General features: G+C 38.0%; 32 protein-coding genes and 7 tRNA genes. 8 read left to right on the forward strand and 31 right to left on the reverse strand.

The window, feature by feature from the left end:
- Window positions 1–9 precede the first annotated feature (9 nt).
- From rpsE to B096_RS0104150, 26 genes are all read right to left on the reverse strand, one after another.
- Window positions 10–516: a 30S ribosomal protein S5 gene (gene rpsE / locus B096_RS0104025; protein WP_018579490.1), complete on the reverse strand. Its 507-nt coding sequence runs from the start codon at window positions 514–516 to the stop codon at window positions 10–12.
- 14 nt (window positions 517–530) lie between these two features.
- Complete coding sequence (gene rplR / locus B096_RS0104030; protein WP_013853152.1) at window positions 531–887, reverse strand: 50S ribosomal protein L18; 357 nt, start codon at window positions 885–887, stop codon at window positions 531–533.
- Between the two features lie 21 nt (window positions 888–908).
- A complete protein-coding gene (gene rplF / locus B096_RS0104035) occupies window positions 909–1,454 on the reverse strand; it encodes a 50S ribosomal protein L6 (protein ID WP_018579491.1) in 546 nt (181 codons plus the stop codon).
- 15 nt (window positions 1,455–1,469) lie between these two features.
- Window positions 1,470–1,868, reverse strand: coding sequence for a 30S ribosomal protein S8 (rpsH, locus tag B096_RS0104040; RefSeq protein WP_003775212.1), 399 nt, complete (start codon window positions 1,866–1,868; stop codon window positions 1,470–1,472).
- A gap of 21 nt (window positions 1,869–1,889) precedes the next feature.
- Window positions 1,890–2,159, reverse strand: a complete 270-nt coding sequence (rpsN, locus tag B096_RS0104045) for a 30S ribosomal protein S14 (RefSeq protein ID WP_003775210.1) — start codon at window positions 2,157–2,159, stop codon at window positions 1,890–1,892.
- Window positions 2,159–2,704: a 50S ribosomal protein L5 gene (gene rplE, locus B096_RS0104050; protein WP_018579492.1), complete on the reverse strand. Its 546-nt coding sequence runs from the start codon at window positions 2,702–2,704 to the stop codon at window positions 2,159–2,161. Before rplE ends, rpsN begins: the two co-directional genes overlap by 1 nt.
- Window positions 2,705–2,718: 14 nt before the next feature.
- Window positions 2,719–3,027, reverse strand: a complete 309-nt coding sequence (gene rplX / locus B096_RS0104055) for a 50S ribosomal protein L24 (protein WP_018579493.1) — start codon at window positions 3,025–3,027, stop codon at window positions 2,719–2,721.
- Between the two features lie 9 nt (window positions 3,028–3,036).
- Complete coding sequence (rplN, locus tag B096_RS0104060) at window positions 3,037–3,405, reverse strand: 50S ribosomal protein L14 (protein ID WP_018579494.1); 369 nt, start codon at window positions 3,403–3,405, stop codon at window positions 3,037–3,039.
- Window positions 3,406–3,417: 12 nt separating this feature from the next.
- Window positions 3,418–3,678, reverse strand: coding sequence for a 30S ribosomal protein S17 (gene rpsQ, locus B096_RS0104065; RefSeq protein ID WP_003775202.1), 261 nt, complete (start codon window positions 3,676–3,678; stop codon window positions 3,418–3,420).
- Window positions 3,679–3,692: 14 nt separating this feature from the next.
- The gene (gene rpmC / locus B096_RS0104070) at window positions 3,693–3,896 is read right to left on the reverse strand and encodes a 50S ribosomal protein L29 (RefSeq protein ID WP_003775201.1); all 204 of its coding nucleotides are present in this window, start codon (window positions 3,894–3,896) and stop codon (window positions 3,693–3,695) included.
- On the reverse strand, window positions 3,893–4,315 hold the full coding sequence (rplP, locus tag B096_RS0104075) for a 50S ribosomal protein L16 (protein ID WP_003775199.1): 423 nt from the start codon (window positions 4,313–4,315) through the stop codon (window positions 3,893–3,895). The genes rpmC and rplP overlap by 4 nt, the downstream gene beginning before the upstream one ends.
- A gap of 2 nt (window positions 4,316–4,317) precedes the next feature.
- On the reverse strand, window positions 4,318–5,094 hold the full coding sequence (gene rpsC, locus B096_RS0104080) for a 30S ribosomal protein S3 (RefSeq protein ID WP_018579495.1): 777 nt from the start codon (window positions 5,092–5,094) through the stop codon (window positions 4,318–4,320).
- A 14-nt stretch (window positions 5,095–5,108) separates the two neighbouring features.
- Window positions 5,109–5,444: a 50S ribosomal protein L22 gene (gene rplV, locus B096_RS0104085; protein WP_003775195.1), complete on the reverse strand. Its 336-nt coding sequence runs from the start codon at window positions 5,442–5,444 to the stop codon at window positions 5,109–5,111.
- A 1-nt stretch (window position 5,445) separates the two neighbouring features.
- Window positions 5,446–5,721, reverse strand: a complete 276-nt coding sequence (rpsS, locus tag B096_RS0104090) for a 30S ribosomal protein S19 (protein WP_003775192.1) — start codon at window positions 5,719–5,721, stop codon at window positions 5,446–5,448.
- Between the two features lie 21 nt (window positions 5,722–5,742).
- Window positions 5,743–6,579 (reverse strand): 50S ribosomal protein L2, encoded by an 837-nt coding sequence (gene rplB / locus B096_RS0104095; RefSeq protein WP_018579496.1) that lies wholly within the window; start codon window positions 6,577–6,579, stop codon window positions 5,743–5,745.
- A gap of 70 nt (window positions 6,580–6,649) precedes the next feature.
- Window positions 6,650–6,934, reverse strand: coding sequence for a 50S ribosomal protein L23 (gene rplW, locus B096_RS0104100; RefSeq protein ID WP_018579497.1), 285 nt, complete (start codon window positions 6,932–6,934; stop codon window positions 6,650–6,652).
- Complete coding sequence (rplD, locus tag B096_RS0104105) at window positions 6,934–7,563, reverse strand: 50S ribosomal protein L4 (protein ID WP_018579498.1); 630 nt, start codon at window positions 7,561–7,563, stop codon at window positions 6,934–6,936. The genes rplW and rplD overlap by 1 nt, the downstream gene beginning before the upstream one ends.
- On the reverse strand, window positions 7,556–8,248 hold the full coding sequence (gene rplC, locus B096_RS0104110; protein ID WP_018579499.1) for a 50S ribosomal protein L3: 693 nt from the start codon (window positions 8,246–8,248) through the stop codon (window positions 7,556–7,558). The genes rplD and rplC overlap by 8 nt, the downstream gene beginning before the upstream one ends.
- A 15-nt stretch (window positions 8,249–8,263) precedes the next feature.
- Window positions 8,264–8,575, reverse strand: a complete 312-nt coding sequence (gene rpsJ, locus B096_RS0104115; RefSeq protein WP_003775184.1) for a 30S ribosomal protein S10 — start codon at window positions 8,573–8,575, stop codon at window positions 8,264–8,266.
- 250 nt (window positions 8,576–8,825) lie between these two features.
- The gene (locus B096_RS0104120; RefSeq protein WP_018579500.1) at window positions 8,826–9,356 is read right to left on the reverse strand and encodes an HdeD family acid-resistance protein; all 531 of its coding nucleotides are present in this window, start codon (window positions 9,354–9,356) and stop codon (window positions 8,826–8,828) included.
- A 157-nt stretch (window positions 9,357–9,513) separates the two neighbouring features.
- Window positions 9,514–10,698 (reverse strand): elongation factor Tu, encoded by a 1,185-nt coding sequence (tuf, locus tag B096_RS0104125; RefSeq protein ID WP_018579501.1) that lies wholly within the window; start codon window positions 10,696–10,698, stop codon window positions 9,514–9,516.
- 90 nt (window positions 10,699–10,788) lie between these two features.
- Window positions 10,789–12,855 carry an elongation factor G gene (gene fusA / locus B096_RS0104130; RefSeq protein ID WP_018579502.1) on the reverse strand — a complete coding sequence of 689 codons (2,067 nt, stop codon included), beginning with the start codon at window positions 12,853–12,855 and terminating at the stop codon, window positions 10,789–10,791.
- Window positions 12,856–12,885: 30 nt separating this feature from the next.
- Window positions 12,886–13,356, reverse strand: a complete 471-nt coding sequence (gene rpsG, locus B096_RS0104135; RefSeq protein ID WP_018579503.1) for a 30S ribosomal protein S7 — start codon at window positions 13,354–13,356, stop codon at window positions 12,886–12,888.
- 30 nt (window positions 13,357–13,386) lie between these two features.
- Window positions 13,387–13,806 (reverse strand): 30S ribosomal protein S12, encoded by a 420-nt coding sequence (gene rpsL, locus B096_RS0104140; protein WP_003775175.1) that lies wholly within the window; start codon window positions 13,804–13,806, stop codon window positions 13,387–13,389.
- Between the two features lie 213 nt (window positions 13,807–14,019).
- Window positions 14,020–15,120: a sporulation integral membrane protein YtvI gene (gene ytvI / locus B096_RS0104145; protein ID WP_018579504.1), complete on the reverse strand. Its 1,101-nt coding sequence runs from the start codon at window positions 15,118–15,120 to the stop codon at window positions 14,020–14,022.
- Window positions 15,121–15,160: 40 nt separating this feature from the next.
- Window positions 15,161–15,697 (reverse strand): thermonuclease family protein, encoded by a 537-nt coding sequence (locus tag B096_RS0104150; protein ID WP_018579505.1) that lies wholly within the window; start codon window positions 15,695–15,697, stop codon window positions 15,161–15,163.
- 120 nt (window positions 15,698–15,817) lie between these two features.
- Here B096_RS0104150 and B096_RS0104155 point away from each other — a divergent pair.
- The 8 genes from B096_RS0104155 (at window position 15,818) to B096_RS0104190 (ending at window position 17,537) form a co-directional block, all read left to right on the forward strand.
- Window positions 15,818–15,908: transfer RNA gene (locus B096_RS0104155), tRNA-Ser, on the forward strand.
- A 21-nt stretch (window positions 15,909–15,929) separates the two neighbouring features.
- Window positions 15,930–16,005: transfer RNA gene (locus B096_RS0104160), tRNA-Asp, on the forward strand.
- Window positions 16,006–16,012: 7 nt separating this feature from the next.
- Window positions 16,013–16,086: transfer RNA gene (locus tag B096_RS0104165), tRNA-Gly, on the forward strand.
- Between the two features lie 300 nt (window positions 16,087–16,386).
- Window positions 16,387–16,462, forward strand: a tRNA-Asp gene (locus B096_RS0104170).
- 4 nt (window positions 16,463–16,466) lie between these two features.
- A tRNA-Gly gene (locus tag B096_RS0104175) sits at window positions 16,467–16,540 on the forward strand.
- A gap of 21 nt (window positions 16,541–16,561) precedes the next feature.
- Window positions 16,562–16,637: transfer RNA gene (locus B096_RS0104180), tRNA-Asp, on the forward strand.
- Window positions 16,638–16,640: 3 nt separating this feature from the next.
- Window positions 16,641–16,714: transfer RNA gene (locus B096_RS0104185), tRNA-Gly, on the forward strand.
- Window positions 16,715–16,838: 124 nt separating this feature from the next.
- On the forward strand, window positions 16,839–17,537 hold the full coding sequence (locus B096_RS0104190) for a hypothetical protein (RefSeq protein WP_018579506.1): 699 nt from the start codon (window positions 16,839–16,841) through the stop codon (window positions 17,535–17,537).
- A gap of 30 nt (window positions 17,538–17,567) precedes the next feature.
- Here B096_RS0104190 and B096_RS0104195 read toward each other — a convergent pair whose 3' ends face one another.
- The 5 genes from B096_RS0104195 to B096_RS0104220 all read right to left on the reverse strand — a co-directional run bounded on the left by B096_RS0104195 (window position 17,568) and on the right by B096_RS0104220 (window position 25,205).
- Entirely contained in the window at window positions 17,568–19,577 is a 2,010-nt protein-coding gene (locus B096_RS0104195) for an ABC transporter permease (RefSeq protein WP_018579507.1), read from the reverse strand.
- 86 nt (window positions 19,578–19,663) lie between these two features.
- A complete protein-coding gene (locus B096_RS0104200) occupies window positions 19,664–20,062 on the reverse strand; it encodes a GyrI-like domain-containing protein (RefSeq protein WP_018579508.1) in 399 nt (132 codons plus the stop codon).
- A 63-nt stretch (window positions 20,063–20,125) separates the two neighbouring features.
- On the reverse strand, window positions 20,126–22,105 hold the full coding sequence (locus B096_RS0104205) for an ABC transporter permease (protein ID WP_018579509.1): 1,980 nt from the start codon (window positions 22,103–22,105) through the stop codon (window positions 20,126–20,128).
- Between the two features lie 381 nt (window positions 22,106–22,486).
- The gene (locus B096_RS0104215) at window positions 22,487–24,448 is read right to left on the reverse strand and encodes an ABC transporter permease (protein WP_018579511.1); all 1,962 of its coding nucleotides are present in this window, start codon (window positions 24,446–24,448) and stop codon (window positions 22,487–22,489) included.
- Complete coding sequence (locus B096_RS0104220) at window positions 24,438–25,205, reverse strand: ABC transporter ATP-binding protein (RefSeq protein ID WP_018579512.1); 768 nt, start codon at window positions 25,203–25,205, stop codon at window positions 24,438–24,440. Before B096_RS0104220 ends, B096_RS0104215 begins: the two co-directional genes overlap by 11 nt.
- Window positions 25,206–25,330: the final 125 nt, after the last annotated feature.

Here is a 25,330-nt window from a genome sequence, read left to right on the forward strand (position 1 = left end):
GGCCTCCTACTATCGTACGTCTTCGACTTTGATCTCTCTTAAACTCGCTACTTCATCAACTGTTTTCATTGATTCAAGTGCTTCAAATGTAGCACGAACCATGTTGATTGGTGTACGAGAACCAATACATTTTGTTAACACGTCAGTAACACCTGCTAACTCCATAACGTCACGAATTGCTCCACCCGCGATAACTCCAGTACCTTCTGCTGCAGGACGTACGAATACTTCTCCGGCACCATATTTACCTGTGTTTGCGTGTGGCAATGTTCCGTTAATCATCTTAACGTTAATTAAGTTTTTCTTTGCGGCTTCAACACCCTTGCGGATTGCATCTGGAACTTCGTTGGCTTTACCTGTTCCGAAACCGACGCGACCTTTTTTGTCACCAACTACAACTAGAGCAGCGAAGCGGAAACGACGACCACCCTTAACAACTTTAGTTACACGATTGATGACAACAACGCGTTCTTCGAATTCTTGTTCACGTTGTTCTCTTCTAGGTTTACGATTCATCATGTTCCTCCTTATTAAAACTCTAGTCCAGCTTCTCGAGCTGCCTCTGCTAATGCTTTAACACGTCCATGATAAATATAACCACCACGGTCAAACACTACAGATTTAATTCCTTTTTCTAATGCTAATTTAGCTACAGCGTTACCAACTTGCGCTGCTGCCTCAATATTACCGCCATTTGCGAGTTTCATTTGTACCGATCCTGCTGATACTAATGTGTTACCTGTAACATCATCAATAACTTGTGCAGAAATGTTTCCATTTGATCGATACACGCTAAGACGTGGGCGTTCTTGCGTTCCACTGACTTTACGACGAACTCGAGCATGACGACGAACTCGTTCTTGATTTCTTGATAATTTTTTTGCCATCGTTCAAATTCTCCTTTCCCACTATTTCTTAGCTGCTGTTTTACCCTCTTTGCGACGGATAACTTCATTCTTGTATTTAATACCTTTACCGAGATATGGTTCAGGTTTACGAGTAGCACGAATGTTTGCTGCCCATTCTCCAACGCGTTGCTTATCAACACCACTGACGTTGATTGCTGTTGCGCTAGGTACTTCGATATCTACACCATCTTCTAGTTCAAACTCGATTGGATGTGAGTATCCAACATTCAAGACTAACTTGTTGTCTGACTTAGATGCACGATACCCGATACCAACTAATTCTAGAGATTTAGTGAATCCTTCACTTACCCCAGTAATCATGTTAGCGATTAGTGATCGTGTAGTACCATGTAATTGTTTTACTTTTTTAGTATCATTCGGGCGTTTAACGTTGATTTCGCCTTCGTTGATTTCGATTTCGTAAAGCTCACTGAACTGACGTGTTAAAGTTCCCTTAGGACCTTTTACTGTCACCTCATTGCCAGCTTTTAATTCGACTTCAACGCCTGCCGGAATGGTAATCGTTTTATTTCCGATACGTGACATTTAGTGTCTCCTCTCTTACCAAACGTAAGCTAAGACTTCGCCACCAACATGTTTAGCGCGAGCTTGCTTGTCTGTTAGCATACCTTCTGAAGTTGAAATGATTGCAATTCCAAGTCCGTTAAGAACACGTGGAACTTCATTTGTCTTCGCGTATACGCGTTTACCAGGTTTTGAAATTCGTTTTAACCCGCTAATTACTCGTTCGTTGTTAGGACCATATTTAAGTACAATTGTAATTGTCTTTTTGATTCCTTCACCACTAACTAGGTAGTCGCGGATAAAACCTTCTTCTTTCAAAATTCTAGCGATTTCTGTTTTTTCTTTACTTGCTGGAATTTCAACTACATCGTGTTTTGCTTGAATAGCATTACGAACACGTGTAAGTAAATCAGCGATTGGATCTGTTACATACATCTGAAAAGCTCCTCCTTTATACTACCAGCTTGCCTTTTTAACGCCTGGAATTTGCCCTTTATGAGCAGCTTCGCGGAAGCGAATACGAGACATACCGTATTTACGTAAGTATCCGTGAGGGCGTCCGTCAACCATATCGCGGTTGTGAAGACGTACAGGTGATGCGTTACGTGGAAGTTTTTGAAGTCCTTCGTAATCACCTTTGGCTTTTAACTCAGCACGTTTTTCTGCGTAGCGATCTACGATCTCTTGACGTTGTTTTTCACGAGCGATTTTTGATTTCTTAGCCATTAGTTACCCTCCTTTTTAAATGGCATGCCTAACATTGATAGTAAAGCATAACCTTCTTTATCTGTTTTAGCTGTAGTAACGATAGTGATATCCATACCACGAACTTTGTTCACTTTATCAAAATCGATTTCTGGGAAGATTAATTGTTCTTTAACACCCATTGTAAAGTTACCACGACCGTCAAATGATCCACCGTTAATACCACGGAAGTCACGTACACGAGGAAGAGCAACTTTGATAAGTTTTTCTAAGAAGTCATACATTTTTTGACCACGTAGTGTAACTTTACATCCGATTGGCATATCTTCACGTAATTTGAAGTTAGCAATAGATTTCTTTGCTCTTGTGATAACTGGTTTTTGTCCAGTGATAATTTCTAGATCAGCAACAGCATCATCTAAGAATTTAGTGTTGTTGATTGCTTCTCCAACACCCATATTAACTACGATTTTTTCGAGTTTAGGTGTTTGCATTACTGAAGTATAGTTAAATTCTTCAACTAATTTAGCAACTACTTCATTTTTGTATTGTTCTTTTAAGTTCATTTAGCTATACCTCCTTATTTTACTGCTGCGCCTGATTTTTTATAGACGCGAACTTTTTTACCTTTTTCTTCTTTGTAAGCTACACGGCTTGGAGCTTTCGCTTTAGCATCGTATAACATTACGTTTGAAACATGAATCCATGCTTCTTGTTCAATAATACCGCCATCTGGGTTCATTTGGCTTGGTTTCATGTGTTTTTTAATTAAATTAACACCTTCAACCTTAACTTTGTCATGTTTAGGTGAAACTTCGATGACATCACCAATGGTGCCCTTGTATGAGCCTGTAATTACTTGAACATTATCTCCACGTTTGATTCTCATAAAAGCCTCCTATAACACTTCCGGTGCTAATGATACGATTTTCATGAAATTGTGTTCACGAAGCTCGCGAGCTACCGGTCCAAAAATACGAGTTCCGCGAGGAGTCATATCATCTTTTAAGATAACAACTGCGTTGTCATCGAAACTAATGTATGATCCATTTTCACGACGTACACCGTATTTAGTACGAACTACTACCGCTTTAACGACATCACCTTTTTTAACTGTTCCACCAGGAATAGCGTGTTTTACTGTTCCAACAACAATGTCTCCAATGCTTGCTGAACGACGACGGCTACCACCTAGGCAACGAATTACTAAGATTTCCTTAGCACCAGTGTTGTCAGCGACTTTACATCTTGATTCATTTTGTATCATCTTGACAACCTCCTACAATACTTCGGCTTTTTCAACTAATTTAGTTACGCGGCAGAATTTAGTTGCTGATAATGGACGAGTTTCCATAATTTCAACAATATCTCCAACTTTGATTTCATTAGTTTCATCATGAGCCTTGAATTTTTTTGAATAGTTTACACGTTTTCCATACAATGGATGACGTTTTGACGTTTTTACTTCTACTACTACCGTTTTATCCATTGCATCAGATACAACAGTACCACGGTAAACTTTGCGCTTGTTTCTTTCCATCGCGTTGTGACCTCCTACTTATTGTCACTAAGCTCGCGCTCAGTGATCACTGTCTTAATCCGAGCAATCGTTTTACGGATTTCTCTTAATCGAGCAGGATTTTCAAGTTGACCAATTGCTTGTTGGAAACGTAAATCAAATAACTCTTCCTTTAAAGCATCAATTTCAACTAATAAATCAGCGTCATTTTTTTCACGGATTTCTTTTACTGTTGTCATACTTGTTCCTCCTCTCCCTTTTTAACAAATCGAGTTTTAACTGCTAGCTTGTGTGAAGCTAAGCGGAATGCTTCGCGTGCTACTTCTTCAGGAACACCTGCGATTTCAAACATTACTCGACCTGGCTTAACAACGGCTACCCAACCTTCAGGTGCACCTTTACCAGAACCCATTCGAACTTCTAATGGTTTTTTAGTGATTGCTAAGTGAGGGAATATTTTAATCCAAACTTTCCCACCACGTTTCATATAACGAGTCATTGCAATACGAGCAGATTCGATTTGACGGTTACTTACATAGTTTCCTGATTCAGCAACCAAACCGTATTCCCCAAAAGCAACTGTACGTCCAGCTTTTGAGCGTCCCTCGTATGAAAGACGATGTGGTTTTCTATATTTAGTACGTTTTGGCATTAACATAACTAGTTACCTCCTTGCTCGTCTTTTGATGCAGCTGGTGCTGCTGGTTTAGCATTACGTGGGTTGTTGTTTGGACGACGGTCGTTACGACGACGACGTGGACGATCAAACTTACCACCCTTAGGTGCTTCAGGTTCTTGAACCTTTTGTCCTGGTAATACTTCACCGCGGCAGATCCAAACTTTAACACCTAAGATACCAAATTGAGTATTAGCTTCATAGTGTGCATAGTCAATGTCTGAACGAAGTGTATGTAGAGGAACGATTCCCTCTGAATATCCTTCGGAACGAGCCATATCTGCTCCACCTAAACGGCCTGAAACGGCTGTTTTGATTCCTTTAGCACCTGCGCGCATTGTACGTTGAATTGTACGTTTTTGTGCAGTTCTAAATGATGCACGTTGTTCTAGTTGTTCAGCAATATTACGAGCAACTAAATGAGCATCTAAATCTGGGTTAGCAACTTCTAACACTTTAATGTTAACTGTGTTGCCTTCTGAGATTTTTGCAATATCTTTTTTAACTTTTTCAATATTTGCACCATTAACTCCAATAACAACTCCTGGGCGAGCTGTACGGATAATGATGTCAACACGATTCTTTGATCGTTCGATTTCTACGCGTGATACATATGCATCTTTAAGATTTTTGAAAATATAGTCACGAATTAATTTATCTTCGTGTAATAGATTTGCAAAATCTTTTTCAGCATACCAACGTGATTCCCAATCACGAATGACACCAACGCGCATACCGATCGGATGTACTTTTTGTCCCATTGTCTGTCCTCCCTTTAGGCGCGTTCCGAAACCACAACAGTGATGTGGCTTGTACGCTTCATGATTGGCGCTGCAGAACCTTTAGCACGAGGTCTGAAACGCTTCATTGTTACACCTTCGTCAGCATAGCATGCTGAGATGTAAAGTTTTTCTTCATCTAATTGATGATTGTTTGTTGCATTTGCAATTGCTGAATCTAAGACTTTAGCAATTACTTTTGAAGCAGAATTAGGTGTATATCTTAAGATAGCTGCTGCATGATCAACATCAAGTCCACGAATTTCATCTAGAACAAGACGTGCTTTACGTGGAGTAACACGAACTGTTTTAACTATTGCTTTTACTTCCATATTAACGACCCGCCTTCTTGTCAGCTGCGTGACCTGTATAACGACGTGTTGGTACGAACTCACCTAATTTATGTCCTACCATGTCTTCAGTAACAAACACTGGAACGTGTTCTTTACCATTATGCACCGCAAACGTATGCTCAACGAATTGAGGGAAAATAGTTGAACGGCGTGACCATGTTTTAATAACTTCTTTTTTGCTTTCAGCATTTAATTTTTCAACTTTATTCATCAAATGAAGATCACAAAATGGTCCTTTTTTTAAACTACGACTCATATCTTTCTTCCTTCCTTTCGTCTACTTATCATTGCGTCGACGTACAATTAACTTAGTCGATGCTTTTTTATCTCTACGAGTTTTAACACCCATAGCTTTTTTACCCCAAGGTGTCATAGGTGACTTACGTCCGATTGGAGTACGTCCTTCCCCACCACCATGAGGGTGATCAACAGGGTTCATTGCAGAACCACGCACAGTTGGGCGAACACCCATGTGACGTTTACGTCCAGCTTTACCAATATTTACAAGTGAGTGTTCTGAGTTTCCAACTTCACCGATTGTTGCACGGCATGTTGATAAAATCTTACGAACTTCACCTGATGCTAATTGAACAGTAACATGTTTGTCTTCTACACCAAGAACTTGTGCTGATGTTCCAGCTGAGCGCACTAATTGTGCTCCGCGTCCTGGTTTTAATTCGATATTATGTACTAATGTACCTTCAGGCATTTGACCTAATTCTTTAGCGTTACCAACTTTAATATCAGCTGTTGCACCACTATAGATTACGTCGCCTACTTTTAGTCCTTTAGGAGCTAAAATATAACGTTTTTCACCATCAGCATAGCTTAGTAAAGCAATGTTTGCTGAACGGTTTGGATCATATTCGATTGTAGCAACTTTTGCTGGAATATCATCTTTGTTACGTTTAAAGTCAATAATACGGTATTGACGTTTATGTCCACCACCGATGTGACGAGTTGTAATACGGCCTGTATTACCACGTCCACCAGTTTTACTTAGTGGAGCTACTAATGAACGTTCTGGTTTTACATTTTTAGTTAACTGTTCGTTAGCTAAAGTTGTCATCCCACGACGTCCAGGAGTAGTTGGCTTATAATGTTTAATTGCCATGTAATAATTCCTCCCTACGCAAGTTATCCGGAAATAGCGTAATTCTTCCGATATGTTTATTGATTATTAATTAAAGTACGTCAATGTTTGAGCCTTCAGCAAGTTTAACGATCGCTTTGCGAACTGCGTTTGTTTTGCCTTCGTAACGTCCTACACGTTTTTTACGTGGTAAAACATTAATAACGTTGATTTTTTCAACTTTAACATTGAAAATTTCTTCGATAGCTTGACGAATTTCGATTTTATTTGATCCTTTAGCTACTTCAAAAGTAACTTTGTTATCGTTTTGTTGCATCGCTACTGTTTTCTCAGTAATAATTGGACGAACAATAATATCTCTAGGGTTACGTTTCATTATGCAAGCACCTCCCCAGCTTCGATAGCTGCTTTTTCAGTGAATACAATTTGATCGCAATTTACGATATCATAAACGTTTAAACCTTGAACATCTAACATCATTGTGTTTGATAGGTTACGCATTGATAAGTAAGCATTATCAACATTTTCTTCAGCTGAAACAACAAATAGAGTTTTCTTGTTTAATTTAAGTGCATCCATCACTGTGATGAATTCTTTTGTCTTAACGTTTGCAACTGTTAAGTTTTCAACGATTGACATTTCTGAATCCATAACTTTTTGTGATAAAGCTGAACGTAAAGCTAAACGACGAACCTTACGGTTAAGGTTGTATTTGTAGCTTCTTGGAGTAGGTCCGAAAACAACTCCACCACCACGCCATTGAGGAGAACGGATTGACCCTTGACGAGCACGACCTGTTCCTTTTTGACGCCATGGTTTACGTCCACCACCACGAACCTCTGTACGGTTCTTAGTTTTGTGTGTTCCTTGACGAAGTGAAGCTTGTTGCATAACAACTGCTTCAAAGATTGTTTGATTATTTGGTTCAATTCCAAATACTGCTTCGTTTAATTCAAGTTCACGAAGACTCTTGCCTTCAAGGTTTAAAATATCTAACTTAGGCATTTTCGGAATCCTCCTTAACTGCAAAGTCAACTAATTCCACTGGATCTTTTGATTTAACGCGTTTAACTGTTGATTTAACAATTACGAAACCTTTTTTAGGTCCAGGAATGTTTCCTTTAATTAATAGATAGTTACTTTCTGTATCAACTTTGATAACTTCTAATTTTTGATTTGTTGTTGTGTATCCACCATGTTGTCCTGGTAAAATACGTCCTTTTTTAATTACAGCAGGGTTTAATCCACCTGTTGCAAGTGAACCAACTCCACGGTGGTATCCTGAACCGTGAGCTTTAGGTCCGATTTTTTGGTTCGCACGAACGATTGAACCTTGGAAACCATGTCCACGTGATGTTCCTGTTACGTCAACATAATCCCCTACGCTGAATAAATCAGCTTTAATTTCTGAGCCAACCTCGAAATTCATCATTTCTGAGCCAGCAATTTCACGAACAAATTTCTTTGGAGCAGTGCTTGCTTTAGCAGCGTGAGCAATCTCAGATTTGTTTGCACGTTGTTCCTTCACATCGAAGGCACCTAATTGAACTGCTTCATAGTTGTCTGATTCCATTGTTTTCTTTTGAAGAACAACGTTTGGCAATACTTCGACAACACTAACTGGAATTAATTTTCCGTCAGTTGTGAAGACTTGTGTCATTCCTAATTTACGTCCTAGTAATCCTTTCATGATAACTCCTCTCTACTAAAGTTTGATCTCGATATCAACACCGCTTGGTAGATCTAAACGACTTAATGCGTCGATAGTTTCTGCCGTTGGGCCAACAATTTCAATCAATCTCTTGTGAGTTCTTGATTCAAATTGTTCACGAGAATCCTTATTAACGTGTACTGATCGTAAAATTGTTACGATTTGTTTTTCTGTTGGTAATGGTACTGGACCTACTACCTTTTGAGCGCCGTGATCGTTTGCTGCTTGAACAATTTTTTGAGCTGCACTATCAATAGTACGGTGTTCATAAGCTTTTAAACGAATACGAATAAAATTCTTTGCCATGGAAATTCCTCCTTCTACTGTCTATTTCCAATAGACCTGCTCTGTACAAATTCCCCGGCTTCTCACTGACCATGACAACGCTATTCAGTGTGCCGGCAACCTTGCACTTCTATGCAGTCGCTTTAGTATTATACACTATCTATCTGTAAATTCAAGGGGTTTTAACGCTTTATTTTGAAATAAATTAAAACACTTCTTTACTCAATAAAAAAACCGACTGTTAAGCGTCGGTTTTACTATATATAGTCTATTATTTGATGCTATCGGTGGGGATAAATGTAATTACCATACGTTCAATACCCGCGATGATAAATTGGAATCCCACTGCAGTAATGAGAACACCACTTGCAAGGATTGGGTTAAATAAAACATACACACCCAAGCCAATCGTAATGATATTCAAAATAATGGAAAAAATTGCCATACCTCCACGGCTAATTGCTGATACAAATGAAATATGCACGATAGAACTAATAATCATCGTGAATACTAATAAGTATCCCAATACCGCACTCGCAATGAACTGATTTCCAAAAGCAAATAATCCACCAATGATCATTTGCATAATCCCTTCGATCATTAGAAGCGATTTTCCGGGAATAAATGCCGGAATGCGAATAGAATCAATAACAGCCACAAATCCAGATACAAGAAGGAAAATACCAATTACTAAAATTAATGATACAAGTGCTTCTTGGGGATTTGCAATAATAATGAATCCAACAATTGCTAAAATAATTCCTACTACAAAAGATAATACTCTATCTTTCCAACTACCCATATTTACACCTCCTTAATAAATAAATTATACGTTTCCACTTATAAAAAAAAGAATGTTGTAACAAGATTGCTAATTCTTGTTATTAAAATCTTTCTTTTTTTTCTGGTCCAAAAACAATAAAGAAAAACCTCTACGATGTAGAGGTTTAAGTGTTAAATTATTTAACGATTTCTGTAACGTTACCAGCACCAACAGTACGTCCACCCTCACGAATTGAGAATGTTGTACCTTGCTCTACAGCGATTGGAGCGATAAGTTCTACAGTCATTTCTACGTTATCACCAGGCATAACCATATCAACACCTTCAGGTAATTGAATTGTTCCGGTTACGTCTGTTGTACGGAAGTAGAATTGAGGACGGTAGTTGTTAACGAATGGAGTGTGACGTCCACCTTCTTCTTTGCTTAAGATATAAACTTGAGCTTTGAAGATTTTGTGAGGTGTAACTGAACCTGGTTTAGCAAGAACTTGTCCACGTTCGATTTCTTCACGGTTAACACCACGTAGAAGTGCTCCAACATTATCACCAGCCATAGCTGAATCTAACATTTTGTGGAACATTTCGATACCTGTAACAACAGTTTTTGATGTAGGGTGAATACCAACGATTTCAACTTCTTCGTTAAGTTTCAATTCTCCACGTTCAACACGTCCTGTAGCAACTGTACCACGACCTGAGATTGTGAATACGTCTTCTACTGACATCAAGAATGGTTTGTCTGTATCACGAACTGGTTCTGGAACATTAGCGTCGATAGCATCCATGAGTTCGATAATTTTTTCTTCCCATTGTGCTTCGCCTTCTAATGCTTTAAGAGCTGATCCGCGGATAACTGGACAGTTATCGCCATCATAATCGTTTTCTGATAATAATTCACGAACTTCCATTTCAACTAAGTCGATTAACTCTTCGTCATCAACCATGTCGCATTTGTTCAAGAATACTACGAAGTAAGGAACACCTAATTGTTTTGCAAGTAGGATGTGCTCACGAGTTTGAGGCATTGGACCATCTGTAGCTGAAACAACTAAGATAGCACCATCCATTTGTGCAGCACCTGTGATCATGTTTTTAACGTAGTCAGCGTGACCTGGACAGTCAACGTGTGCGTAGTGACGTGCTTCTGTTTCATATTCAACGTGTGAAGTTGAGATTGTGATTCCACGTTCTCTTTCTTCAGGCGCTTTATCGATTTGGTCGTAAGCTTGAGCAGCCCCGCCACCTTTTTTAGCTAATACGTTTGTAATAGCAGCTGTTAATGTAGTTTTACCATGGTCAACGTGTCCTAATGTACCAACGTTAACATGGGGTTTGGAACGATCAAATTTTTCTTTTGACATGTGCAATTTTCCTCCTATGTTTAAAATATTGCCTATCAACTATATATTAAGATAATCTTGATATAAAATCAATACGTAAATATCAACTGGTTATTTTTTCTTTTTAGCAACTGTTTCTGCAATGCTCTTTGGCACTTCTTCGTAGTGATCAAATTGCATTGATGAGCTACCGCGACCTTGTGTAAATGAACGAAGGTCAGTTGTATATCCAGACATGTTTGAAAGCGGAACCCAAGCTTTGACGATAACTGCGTTACCGCGTTCTTCTTGATCACGAATTTGTCCACGACGTCCTGAGATATCTCCCATAACTGCTCCCAAATATTCATTTGGTGCTGTGATTTCAACATTCATGATTGGTTCTAACAATACTGGATTACATTTTTTAGCAGCTTCCTTGAAAGCCATGCTAGCAGCGATTTTATAAGCCATTTCTGAGGAGTCAACATCATGTGATGATCCATCGAATAATGTAGCTTTAATGTCAATTGCAGGATATCCAGCAATTAGACCATTTTGAAGTGCAGCTGTAAGCCCTTCTTGTGCTGGTTTAATAAATTCACGAGGAACGGTTCCACCAACAACTTTATCAACCCATTCAAATCCTTTTCCTGGGTTTGGTTCGAATTTAATCCAAACGTGACCGTATTGTCCACGACCACCGGATTGACGTACGAATTTACCTTCACAGTCTGCTGCACTGCGAATTGTTTCGCGGTAAGCAACTTGTGGAGCTCCTACGTTTGCTTCAACTTTGAATTCACGTTTCATACGATCAACAAGAATGTCTAAGTGTAACTCACCCATCCCTGCAATGATTGTTTGACCTGTTTCATCATCAGTATATGTTTTAAATGTTGGATCTTCTTCTGCTAATTTAGCAAGCGCTAGACCCATCTTATCTTGGTCACCTTTTGATTTTGGTTCAACGGCAACGTTGATAACTGGTTCTGGGAACACCATTGATTCAAGAACAATTTCATTCTTTTCATCACATAGAGTATCTCCGGTTCCTGTTACTTTAAGACCAACGGCAGCAGCAATTTCTCCAGCATAAACATTTTCGATTTCTTCACGGTGGTTAGCATGCATTTGCATGATACGACCGAAACGTTCACGTTTTTGTTTAACTGAGTTATATACTGGTCCACCTGAAGTAGCAACACCTGAATACACACGGAAGTATGTAAGACGTCCTACAAATGGGTCTGTCATAACTTTAAATGCTAAAGCAGAGAATGGTGCTTCATCACTTGCTTCACGAACTGCTTCGTCACCATTTGGTAAAGTACCATTTACTGGTGGGATGTCAACTGGTGAAGGTAAGTAATCAATAACAGCATCAAGCATTGCGATAACACCCTTATTCTTATAAGCAGCACCACAAAGTACTGGGAAGAATTCACCGCTGATTACAGCTTTACGAATTGCAGTCTTGATTTGTTCAACTGTTGGTTCAACACCTTCAAGAATAAGCATCATAAAGTCTTCATCAAAGTCAGAGATTTGTTCAAATAACACTTCACGAGCTTCAGCTACTTGAGCTTTATACTCTTCAGGGATTTCAACAATATCATCTGTTTTTTGTGACACGTCAGCAAACATATGTGCTTCTTGCTGAACGATATCAATAAGACCATCGAAATAGTCTTCAACCCCGATAGGGATTTGGATTGGTGCGGATTTAGCTCCTAAACGATCAACAATAGTTTTTGCTGACATATAGAAATCTGCTCCGGTTGCATCCATTTTATTAACAAATACAATACGAGGTACGTTATATTTCGTTGCTTGACGCCAAACAGTTTCTGTTTGAGGTTCAACACCTGATTTAGCATCAAGTACTGTAACCGCACCATCAAGAACACGTAATGAACGTTCAACCTCAACAGTAAAGTCAACGTGACCAGGAGTATCGATAATGTTTACACGGTGGCCCTTCCAAGCAGCAGTAGTAGCAGCGGACGTGATTGTAATACCACGTTCTTGCTCTTGCGCCATCCAGTCCATCGTTGCAGCACCATCATGAGTTTCCCCGATCTTATGTGTACGACCTGTATAATAGAGAATACGTTCTGTTGTAGTTGTTTTACCAGCATCGATGTGAGCCATGATACCGATATTACGCATTTTATCTAATGAAAATTCTCTTGCCATAAGATGTAAGTCTCCTTTCCTACGTTAATCTTACCAACGGTAGTGTGCGAATGCTTTATTGGCTTCAGCCATTTTATGCACGTCGTCACGTTTCTTAACTGATGCACCAACACCGTTTGAAGCATCGATGATTTCTGCAGCTAAGCGTTCTTCCATTGTTTTTTCTCCACGTGTACGTGAATATTGTACAATCCAACGAAGTCCAAGTGTCAATCGACGTTCTTGAGTTACTTCAATAGGAATTTGAATGTTTGATCCACCAACTCGGCGAGCTTTGAGTTCTAAGACTGGTAATACGTTGTCTAAAGCTTCCTCAAATACTTCCATTGGTTGACGACCTGTTTTTTCTTCAATAATTGCAAAAGCGTTATATAGAATTGATTGTGCTAAACCTTTTTTACCATCAATCATGATTCTGTTAATTAAGCGTGTTACTAATTTTGAGTTATATATTGGATCAGCAACTACGTCGCGCTTTGGAACATGTCCTTTTCTAGGCATTTAATTCACTCCTCTCATTTTTGATGTTAATTAATCTTCTTGTCTTGGTTTTTTAGTACCGTATAGTGAACGGCTTTGACGACGGTCAGTTACACCAGCACAGTCCATTGTTCCACGAACGATGTGGTAACGAACCCCAGGTAAGTCTTTTACACGACCACCACGAATAAGAACAACACTATGTTCTTGCAAGTTGTGACCGATTCCTGGAATATAAGCCGTAACTTCCATACCATTACTCAAACGAACACGTGCATATTTACGTAATGCTGAGTTAGGTTTCTTAGGTGTCATTGTACCAACACGTGTACATACTCCACGTTTTTGTGGACTATTTACTTTTGTAGTTTGACGTTTAATCGTATTTAAACTACGACCTAATGCTGGTGATTTCGATTTGTAAACTCGTTTTGTACGACCTTTTTGAATCAATTGGTTAATTGTAGGCATTAATTTTCTCCCTTCTTAAAATAATCTGTGCACACAGTTCCATGTGTGCCACGACTCACATATTAATTAGGTTTCCCACATGAGAAACCCACTATTAATTCATAAGCCTTTACATTCTATCACACTAATTGCTCTTGTCAACATATTGAACAAAAATACTTAGAAAATTTAAAAAGGAGGCGTTCACCTCCTTTTATAAAAATCGATGATCAATTACACAATTTCTGATTCTATCGATTCTTCATCGCTTTTAAATAACGTTATTTTCCCTTGATCATGCAGCGTTTTTAAAATTGTAGCCGAAATTGGAAGAGCAAATAATCCGATAAAACCAAACATCTTTAATCCTACATATATAAGGATTAGTGTTGCAAGCGGATGAAGTCCGATTTGATCACCCACAATTTTCGGTTCAAGAATATTACGAATAACTGTGATAACAACATAAGTTATTAACAATCCAATCCCCAGCGGCGTATTGCCCATGATGAGTTCAATAATAAACCAAGGAATCATCACGGTTCCTGTACCGAGCACTGGTAAAATATCGATGATGGCCACCATGAATGCTAGTCCAATCGGATTATTAATACCAAGAATAAAGAATGCAATTGATAGTTCGACAAAGGTTAACGACATCAGTTTTGCATAAGCACGTAGATATTTACCAAGGACCGATATTAATCCATCTTTAACATCCAAGATAAGTGTTCTTTGTCTCTCCGGAACCATGCCCATTACTGTATTTACTATACGATGGTAATCTAAGGTAAAGAAGAATGATGAAATGATTGCGATTAAGATTGAAATTAAAACGCTTGGTATTGAAGCGATTAGTTTGGTAATGAAGTTAATGGTTCCTCCTGAAATACCCTTAAAGATCCCATCAATACTTTGTACGACCGAACGTCCAATCGACTCAATAATATCAATGACATCAGGATCTAAATTTACAACGGCCCCTTCTACCCAAGTAATAATTGATTCAATTGCCGGTAAGAGCGTTGTTTGGTAAAAACTCGGTACTGCCTTAGCAAAATTCTGAATACCTGCAATAACCGCCACCAGAATCCAAAATATAGCCGCCGCCAATAATATATAGAAAAGAATCACAACCAAAAGCGAGGATCCTTTTTGATTTCCAATTTTTTTTGTAAGTTTAGAAATCACTGGTTTTAATAAGAATGCAATAACAAACCCAATAATAAAAGGCATGAGATATTGCGTTGAGAATTTAAAGACAAGTGCAGCAAGACCAATGCTTATAGCGAAATATAAAACATTGATTATAAAATTTTTACGTTTTTCGATCATAATTCCCTCCATCTACACTTTATTTTAGAGATTTAGCGCTTTAATGTCTACCCTTATCATCCCAGATCCCTACCTTTTGCCTTTTCGCTTCTGATTGCAAGCGATTTAAACGATCAACATAGAGGTAATCCCCATAAATATATTTAACCTTAGCGTAACCATCAGTAATTAATAATTCTTGTAATAATACATCATCTACATAAACCCATGCGATTACACGACCATATTTATCGTATTGGTCCGCCTCTGGATCGTACTCAAGTTCAATGCGCTCGGCTGTTTTTAAATGATTACACGTAAATTCGCGCGCTTCTTCCGCATAAAATTGTGGATTGTATCGGTCGTTTTGCCTTAACTCCGGTGTATCAACAGCTATAAACCTTACTTTCTCTTTTTTTCCACTAATGTTTAGCTGAGCAGTATCCCCGTCAATGCACTTATTAAATGTTACACGTTCTCTTTCTGTTTCATTTTGAGGTAGAGCATATTCGGAAAGAATAAATCCGAGCACTAAGATACCTAAAACAGTGATTTTAAGTAACATATTCTTTGTATTTTGTTTGATTTTATTGTTCATAGACCCATTATACCTTAAACGACTACAAATAAATAAAAAAAGGCAAAAATCCTATTGCCTAAGACCTATTGTTGTGATAATATGAATGAGCACTCAAAGAAGAGCGCATGAAACAAACTTGGAGATGTACTCAAGTGGCTGAAGAGGTGCCCCTGCTAAGGGTATAGGTCGGGTAACTGGCGCGGGAGTTCAAATCTCCCCATCTCCGCCATTATTTTGTTTCAATAAAAATGGTCCAGTGGTGTAGCGGTTAACATGCCTGCCTGTCACGCAGGAGATCGCGGGTTCGATTCCCGTCTGGACCGCCATTTTTTTGCAGGTGTAGTTCAATGGTAGAACACGACCTTGCCAAGGTTGAGGCGGGGGTTCAATTCCCCTCACCTGCTCCAAATATTTACAACAGAACATAATTTGTTCTTTTTTTTTGATTCTTTAGTCGTGTTCCGATTCCATATCCTCAAAAATTGCACATCGGAATCCCAAAGTCCACCTTCTTCCAAAATAACTCGATTAAGATTTTAAAAGGCATTTAAACTTTGTTTTAAGCCCTTCTGTTGACTCTAAGGCGTCATTCCATTCGGATTTAATGGGGAAACAAAAAAAACTGATTTATGTTGTAAAAAAGGCTTGGAATAAGATTTTATCTATGGTAATATATATGAGCGTTAAGAGATTAACGATTTGCAAATGGTCCAGTGGTGTAGCGGTTAACATGCCTGCCTGTCACGCAGGAGATCGCGGGTTCGATTCCCGTCTGGACCGCCATTTTGCAGGTGTAGTTCAATGGTAGAACACGACCTTGCCAAGGTTGAGGCGGGGGTTCAATTCCCCTCACCTGCTCCAAATAATTTAAAGAATGCAAATGGTCCAGTGGTGTAGCGGTTAACATGCCTGCCTGTCACGCAGGAGATCGCGGGTTCGATTCCCGTCTGGACCGCCATTTGCAGGTGTAGTTCAATGGTAGAACACGACCTTGCCAAGGTTGAGGCGGGGGTTCAATTCCCCTCACCTGCTCCAAATATTAATTTTAACTCTATAAGTAACTTATAGAGTTTTTTTATATCTGTTTTCAATCTATATTTACAATCATCACCCCATATTTCGCATATTGCGATATAATAGCATCTAAAGGAGGTTTTTTATGACTCAATATCATTATATTTTTAATATTATGGACAGTTATCAAATTGTCGTTGCTATCATTAGTTTATCCGGTGTCTTGCTGAGTTCTATTTTCGGTTATATCAGTTCTTATCTTGGTCGAAAGCAATCAGCGCAAACAGAACTCAAGAAAATAAAAGAAAATCATAAAAAACAAATCGATCAGGAGAAAAAACTTGAAAAAGATACCAAACTCCGTATTGTACTTCAAGAATTGACACAAGGATACTACGCACTGAATTACGATTTATCTATCCCCGGTACTTATTTCAATACCCATGAAGGTCAAGAGGTCTTTAATCGTGTTATGTCTTTCATTACCGCTTATGGGAATGAACAATCCGTTCAAACAACTATTTACCTTCAAAAAGCAATTTTTGGTAGTCATTTATTGAGCAGTTATTACACTACATTATCAGAGTATGTCAAAGATGATTTATCATATAAAATTGATTGGATTCGTTATGAAACCAATGCCCTCACATCAATCCTGATTGCTCAACTCCGCTACGACATTAGCGACGAGCTCCTAAATCCAAAAGACTTGATGATGGTTAAATATAATAATAATAACCCAGTCCTTAGAGAGTTCTTTGAATCTGGCGTCGATCTTTTTATAGAATTACTTCAACTCGAACATTTTTATCCATACATGCATAAGCATGACCCCCTCATTTAAAAAGAAACATTCATGATGTGAATGTTTCTTTTATCCATGTTTTGTATTGATAATTCGCTTGCTGTTGAGATAGGTTGTCATAAAATAAATTAAATAGAGTACAAAAATAATTGCCACGGTCGTTAATGTGAGTGTCACAGACGCCTGTCCCAAATTCAACAGACTTAAATTTCGCTCAATCGCGATGAGACCCACTACCGTATGAATTAGCGCCACAACAAGCGGTATAAAGAAGTAAAGAGCGGTTTGTTTTAAGAGTGCTTCATGAATCATTTTATTGGGTACACCAATTTTTCGTAGTATATGATATCGACTTTGATTATCACTGGCTTCGGATAGTTGTTGTAGCGCAAGAATCACAAGACTTACAATCAGCAAGACAATCCCAATATAGAGTCCAATTGCCGCTATAATAATTTCTGTTCCCATCCCAGTTAGACCTGCATTATAGATTGTAAGTGTTTCAGTACTGTAGTACTCAGTCTTATCTTCATTTTGCTGGATGGCAATCGCAGCAATAATCCGATCAATATTTTCTTCTGAATTATCCAAGACATCCCCACTTACAATCGATTTAATAAACACGTCAGGCCATGTATTTTTAATTGCCTCAAGATCTGTTTGATTCGCTACCAAGATTGGATACCCATTTGATTGGTTTGAAAAAATCACAAAATTTTGGTCGTCATAAGGTTGTAATGTATATGCAGTCGATCCCAGAATTAAAGGCTTGTTATAATTTAAAACATCAACCATTTTAGGTCGAATCGTGATTAAACTATTGTAATCCGGTTGAAAATAGACTTCCCCAACATTCAATACAAGCTCTGGTTTGTCCTGCATATTTCGTACTTTATTATAGTCTTCCACACTCATTAATCCTAATGGCTCATCAGCTGGTTCTTCAGAATCATTGAGTACCCATGATGGCTTTAAAATACTGGTTCGAAATGCATCTGAACGATAAAGATTTACCTGAAAACCTTGAGTGAACGACTTGTCTAAGCCCAATGAATGAAGATACTCTTTAGGCGCGCCTGGATCATCATACATATAGTTAAAGGTACAATCGTAGGGGATGGTCTCTTTCGCAAAATAGGAAATCCGTTGATTAAGATTTAACCCTGTTGTGAGAATTGTAATACCAAATAATAATGTAATAGAAACCACAGCCATAACTTTGTATGTTGAGCGGATTTTATTCGAAACTTGCCGAGTTACAAAGAAGTTCAATTTGTTGTAATATCGTGACGGATGTAGGCGAACAAAATACTCCACAAACCCTGCCATCGACTTAAAAAGAAGGATTGTCGCGAAAATACCAATCCCAACAATAATTGGCAGGTAAAAGAATAACTGTCCAGCTTGTAAAACCCATAAGTAGTCAAAAACAAGCATCACGATAGCACTAACAAGTTGAAACACAGTCCAACCAATATGACCAGCTTCGATCATCTCATTGGTACGATGCGCATTGAACAATTCATTCAGTGTGATTTTGCGCAATTTTCGTTGATTTAAAAACATTACCAAAATAAAGATACCACTAAAACACGCAGCGGTCCGTTGCGCACCCTTCATCGAAAAGATAAATTGATAATGGATTGGGACTGCCAAAATACTTCCCATCAACACCCCCGTTATTTGCGTTAAAACATAGCCCGCAAACAAACCCATGATAAGCGCAATAAGACCAATGAGAAATGTTTCAAGAATAAGGACCAAGGACATTTTAAATCGCGACATCCCCAAAAGCATATAGAGCCCAAATTCTTGTTTCCGCCGGCCAATGATAAAATTATTTGCATAAACAACGAGAAACGCAAAAATAATCACAACAATCACCGAGATAACATTAAGGGCTTGTGAAACCAGTTCAAAGGTGCGTCCAAGATGGTTTCCTAGTTCTAAGATTGAAGATTGGTCTTCAAACGACCCAAAAACATAAAAAAGAGCAACAGAAAAAGCAAGCGTTATAAAATAAACGGTATAATCTTTATAACTTTTGCGTACATTATTCAGGGCCATTTTTAAAACCATATCACAATCTCCTTTTTACTATTTTACCATACTTGTTTCGCGCCTCACCTTACAATCTCGTAATAAAAAAAAGAATAACACGTATGTTATTCTACAGCGATAAAGATCTCAATGCGTCCATCTTCATGATACTTTTCAAAATCAATTGTATAAGCGCGTTTGAGTGTTCCCGATTCTTCCATGGCCCAAATTGATTTCCATGTGTTTAAAACACCGTGTTCATCCGATGGATCCACGGCAAATACTTTGTAATCATTGCGTTCATCAATTACGAGTAATTCACTGGTTTGTTCGTATTCTGTCGCAAGTCCTAAAGAATACATGCCTTTATAGTCCGTTTTATAGTCGGTATACACTGCATACTTTGCCGCATCATAGTGCGGTAACGAAGTATCAAACCGTTCCCACATTCCTAAAAGCTTTTCTGTAAGCTCTGGATCATCAAAATTATGCGTACGAATATCTTCTCTTATAAATAAATTCATGGATAACTCCTTTTATACTACAACTATAATACAACATTCTATAAAAAAAACTAGATTAAATCTCTAGTTTCCTTTAATAATTGACTTACTGCCTTTATAAGTGGCAATGAAGTAAATCAAGTAGATGATCAATACACCCGACACCGTTAAAATAGTAGGTATCAAACTGGTAGCTTTTAATCCCATTAAGTCGAGATTAATATTAACCGCCCGTATTCCAATATAAGAATGAATTAAGGCTATCGCCAAGGGAATGAAAAAGTAGAGTGCATTTTGTTTAAAGATGGATTGATCCATCATCACATCGCTGGCACCAATTTTAGAAAGAACACGATAACGTTGTTGGTTATCATTTGCTTCCGAAAGTTGTTGTAACGCAAGGATTACACCGCTGCTAATTAAGAATACAACGCCCAAGTAAAGACCGATATAGGTAAACACAAGTTCAATTCCTAACAAGGATTCATACAATTCTTGAGATGCAATACTGATGACATCGTCTAAATCATACCCTAGATGAATAAGTTCTTGATCAACACTTGCTTTAAATTCTAACGCATCAGCTTGATTAAAGTTATGAATGGTTGACATTGTCACTGGATTACTTGTTTCACGTATTACAGACTGCAAGGTTGCAGTATTCATAAAAATCACCGTATCACCGAAATCACCATTTTTTAAACTCACATCCGTTACATCAGATCCATCCACGGCGGTTAAGGCTTTTGATCCGAGGTTTAATTGTTTCGAATAGTCTAAATCCGTCTTGTAGTTTAGGCGCATCGTATCGGATTTTTGATCTTGACCATAGATGTACACATAATCATCGTTTAGGGAAATTGAACCCAATTGATGCATTGCCCGTATCGCATTGTAATCAGAAATATCCGCAAGATACAATCGAGGATGAAAACGGTTTGACGCCGCTTCTTGATTTTTAAATAGTGAATCAATGACATCAGATTCAAATTCCGTATTGTAGATATTCATGGATGCATAAGCATCACGATCTTGTTGCCCTAGGAAGAATTCGAGATCTTCATCACGATGAGTTGATTGTGATGCTACCACAAGCGAATAGTCAAAAGGGGTATTCCGTTTGACTTGTTCACCCATAACAGAATTTAAATTAAATCCCGTCGCTAAGGTTGCAATGCCAAAAAGCAAAAGTAAGCTCACAACAGACATCATTTTGTAGGTTGTATTTACTTTAGATGCAACCTGTCTAAAGACAAACAGGTTAAGATTTTTAAAATAAATGCGTTTATTAACCTGTGTAAATTTAAGCATAAAACCGGCAAAGGATTTAAAGATTGTAAAGGTCGCAAACGACCCTAAAGCTATAATCAATGACATAAAAATGATCAAATGCAGAGGTTTTAAAGCCCAAAGGTAAGCAATTACTAATAATATCACCCCTGAAATAAAAATTAACACAGCATGCTTTGCATTAGAAGTTTCGTTTTTTCGTTCTGCGCGTAAAAGGTCAATCAGCGATATTTTATTCAAGACACGCCCGTTAAAGAACATCACAATAACAAAAATAAGTGCAAAACTCACGACGGTTTTGATCGTTGCTTTCATCGAGAATACAAAATGGTACGATACGGATGCATCCAAAACCTTTGCACTCATGATGGCAGTAAGTTGTGACCCAATATAACCCAGAATCAATCCAGAGACTAGTGAAACAATTCCAATGTAGAGTGTCTCATAGATTAAAATTCGTGATAGAATTCGCTTAGGCATCCCTAAGAGCGTATAGATTCCTAATTCTTTTTTACGACGGCGAATTAAAAAATTGTTGGCGTAGAGAATTAAAAATGCGAAAACGACTGAAATAATTGCAGACATTACATTCATCGTCGTGACTAATGCTTGAACCGCTTGGCCTTGACCGGCCGTCATATTTAGAATTGAAGATTGCTGCTCAAAGGACCCAAAAATATAGAATAGTGCAACCGAGAAGGTGAGCGTAATAAAATAAATAAAATAATCTTTATAACTTTTTTTGACATTTCGAAGTGCAATTTTGGAATACATAGGAATCCTCCTTATTATAATGAAATAATTGTAGCAATGACAAAGCTCGATAGTGCATTTGCGAGGGCTTGATCTTCAGCACTCATTTCTGATATTTCCGGTTTGTTTTTTGTTTTGTTTTCATGATTATCTCCTTTTTAACTAAGTTGGCTGTTCATATGATTTAAGGTCGATTCAATAAGAATCGGATCGTTGTCCAGTAAGTCGAAGAGGGTCGTCGTATTTTTAAAGTAGTTTTTAATTTTTGTTTTCATATATTTTCTCCCTTTGTTGTTATATTAAGTATACGGTTTCCCAAAATTACAAGCCATCGAATTTACTTACAGTAGTCTTACAACTTTGTTATAATTAACAATAAAAAAACACACCCGAAGGTGTGTTTTACGCTTCCAATGTAATATTTTTGCTCGAGAAATAAGTTATCAAGAAATATATTACATACACAACTATAATTGCTGTGGTGGTAAGTATGGCCGGTAACATCGTATCCGGTGAGAGTCCAGCTAGTTTTAAGTTTACATTCATTGCCTTTATTCCGACATATGAGTGTATCAATGCAACTGAAAGCGGCAAGAAAAAGTAAATTGAAATCTGTTTTAAAATTGAGCGTTTGACCATTATTTCGTCTGCCCCCAATTTCATAATAATCCGATAGCGTGCTTGATTGTCGTTTGCTTCCGATAATTGTTGAAGTGCTAGCACGACAACACTACTGAGTAAGAACACAAGCCCTAAATAAAGTCCCACATAAGTAAATAGGAGTTCCGTCCCTTTCATGGATTCAGCGACATCATCAGCACTGATGATGTTTTGGTAGGTTCCCATGGGTACTTCATCGGTAATTTTCGTAAAGGCTTCGACAACTTGTGCCTGAGAACCTTCAACATCCACATTATAAACAAATGTGTTTTGGTTCCATTCTTCTTCTAAGAGCATATTGGCTTGCAATGTAGGGATATGGACATCATTGACGACAAGAAGCGCACCGTGAACCATTGATCCATTTGAAAGACGCACACTTTTAGAATCCCGGTTGGATTTTAACTTAAATGATTGTTCAAAAATAGAAATGGACGGTAATTGTTCCAAATCTTCATTACGAATTCCTGCGGTCTGTGGACCTTGGAAATAGACTTCATTGTCGGCTAAGTGTATTGGTTCATACCCTTCATGACTGCGAAGACCGTTAAAATCACTTTGACTCATTAGAAGAATCGGTTGTTGTTCATAGAGTTCATGGTGGACACTCACATCAAATCCGGTCATCCCAATATCATAAATTTGTGCACTGTTTTGATAACGAATACCTGCTACATTTTTGAACGATGCAGAGAAATCTTCACCTTGCGCACCGTTTACAATCACACTCACATCATAGCCGGTTGATTTTTCAACCTCCTCGCCTAGAACATAATTAAGATTAAATGCCGTTGCTAAGGCTCCAATTGCAATTAAGAGCATTAACGTAATAACTGACATCATTTTATACGTCGTGTTGATTTTGGCACTCACCTGCCGAAATACAAACGTATTCAGACCTTTTTGATAATGTTTTTGGTTTACTTGCATAAACTTCAACATAAATCCCGAAAAGGATAAAAACAACATAAACGTTCCCAATGCTCCCGTAATGAGGACAATTGGAAGCAGGCGTAAAAGTTCAAGTGGTCGAAGCGCAATGGTATAAGCAACACCAATTAGGATGCATGCCACAATAAAAATTACAACACTTAGCCATGTACTTCTTATTTTAAGTGTCTCGTTTTGACGCTCAGCACGAAGCAGATCAATCAATCGATATTTGTTCAAAAGCAGTCCATTAAAAATCATAACAATAATAAATATAATCATAAAACAGACCATTGTTTTCAGCGTTGCAGAGGCAGAGAAAACAAAATGATAGTCTGCGGATACGCTAAGTACATTTGCACTCAGCAAGGTCGTTGCTTGTGATAAAACAAGTCCTAGGGCCAGTCCCGATACTAATGAAACCACCCCGATATATAACGTTTCATAGATCAAAATCCGAGAGATAAAACGTTTCGGCATTCCAAGCAAGGTATACATACCCAGTTCTTTTTTACGACGTTTAATAAGAAAATTATTTGCATAGAGAATGAGGAAGGCAAAAACTACCGCAACAATATAAGACATCGCATCCATAATATGTATCAATGCCTCAACCATCGACCCTTGTGAAGCGTTTAAGTTCATAATTGAAGCTTGTGCTTCAAACGATGAGAAGACATAGAAAAGGGATACTGAGAATGTCAGTGTTATAAAGTAGATAAAGAAATCGCGATAGCTCTTCTTCACATTACGAAGTGCTATTTTAGAGTACATTTGCAGAGTCGCCTCCAAGAAGTGTGACTACATCGATAATTTTATCAAAGAAAACCTTTCGGCTATCTTCGCCACGCACGAGTTCATTGAAAATTTTACCATCTTTAATAAAGAGAATGCGTTTCGCATAACTCGCACTGAATGCATCATGGGTTACCATCATAATAGTGGATTGTTCTTGTTCATTCAGTTCTTGTAGTTTTTCCAATAACATACGACTTGATTTTGAATCAAGAGCACCTGTTGGTTCATCCGCTAAAATCAGGCTTGGATTTGTAATTAAAGCCCGTGCTGATGCGACCCGTTGTTGTTGGCCTCCAGACATTTGATATGGAAATTTTTGAAGTACATCTTCGATATCCAAAAGTCGAGAAACTGCATTAATTCGTTGATCAATTTCTTTATGGTTAATATTTTGAATTGTCAGTGCGAGTGCAATATTTTCATATGCCGTTAGCGTATCAAGTAAGTTAAAATCCTGAAAAATAAACCCTAGCTGTTCACGACGAAAACGTTGTAACTGCTCTTTTTTAAGCTTAGTGATATTTTGTCCGTTTACACCGATGGTTCCGCTGGTCACCGAATCAATGGTGGAAATACAGTTAAGTAATGTTGTTTTCCCTGATCCTGAAGGACCCATAATCCCAACAAACTCCCCTTTTTCAATCGTAAATGAGACACCATCAAGGGCCTTTGTTATATTTCCTTTTTTACCGTAATATTTTTCGATATTGTTTACATCTAGTATTGTTGTCATAACCAACCTCCTACATTTAGTTTAAAGAATTCTTGATGGTGCTGCCATTCATTATCATTACAGTTATATGACAATTTTGTCACTTATACGATTATCATACGATATTTAAAGCTTGATGTAAAAAA

This window comes from Erysipelothrix tonsillarum DSM 14972, from assembly GCF_000373785.1.
GTDB classification, from domain to species: domain Bacteria; phylum Bacillota_I; class Bacilli_A; order Erysipelotrichales; family Erysipelotrichaceae; genus Erysipelothrix; species Erysipelothrix tonsillarum.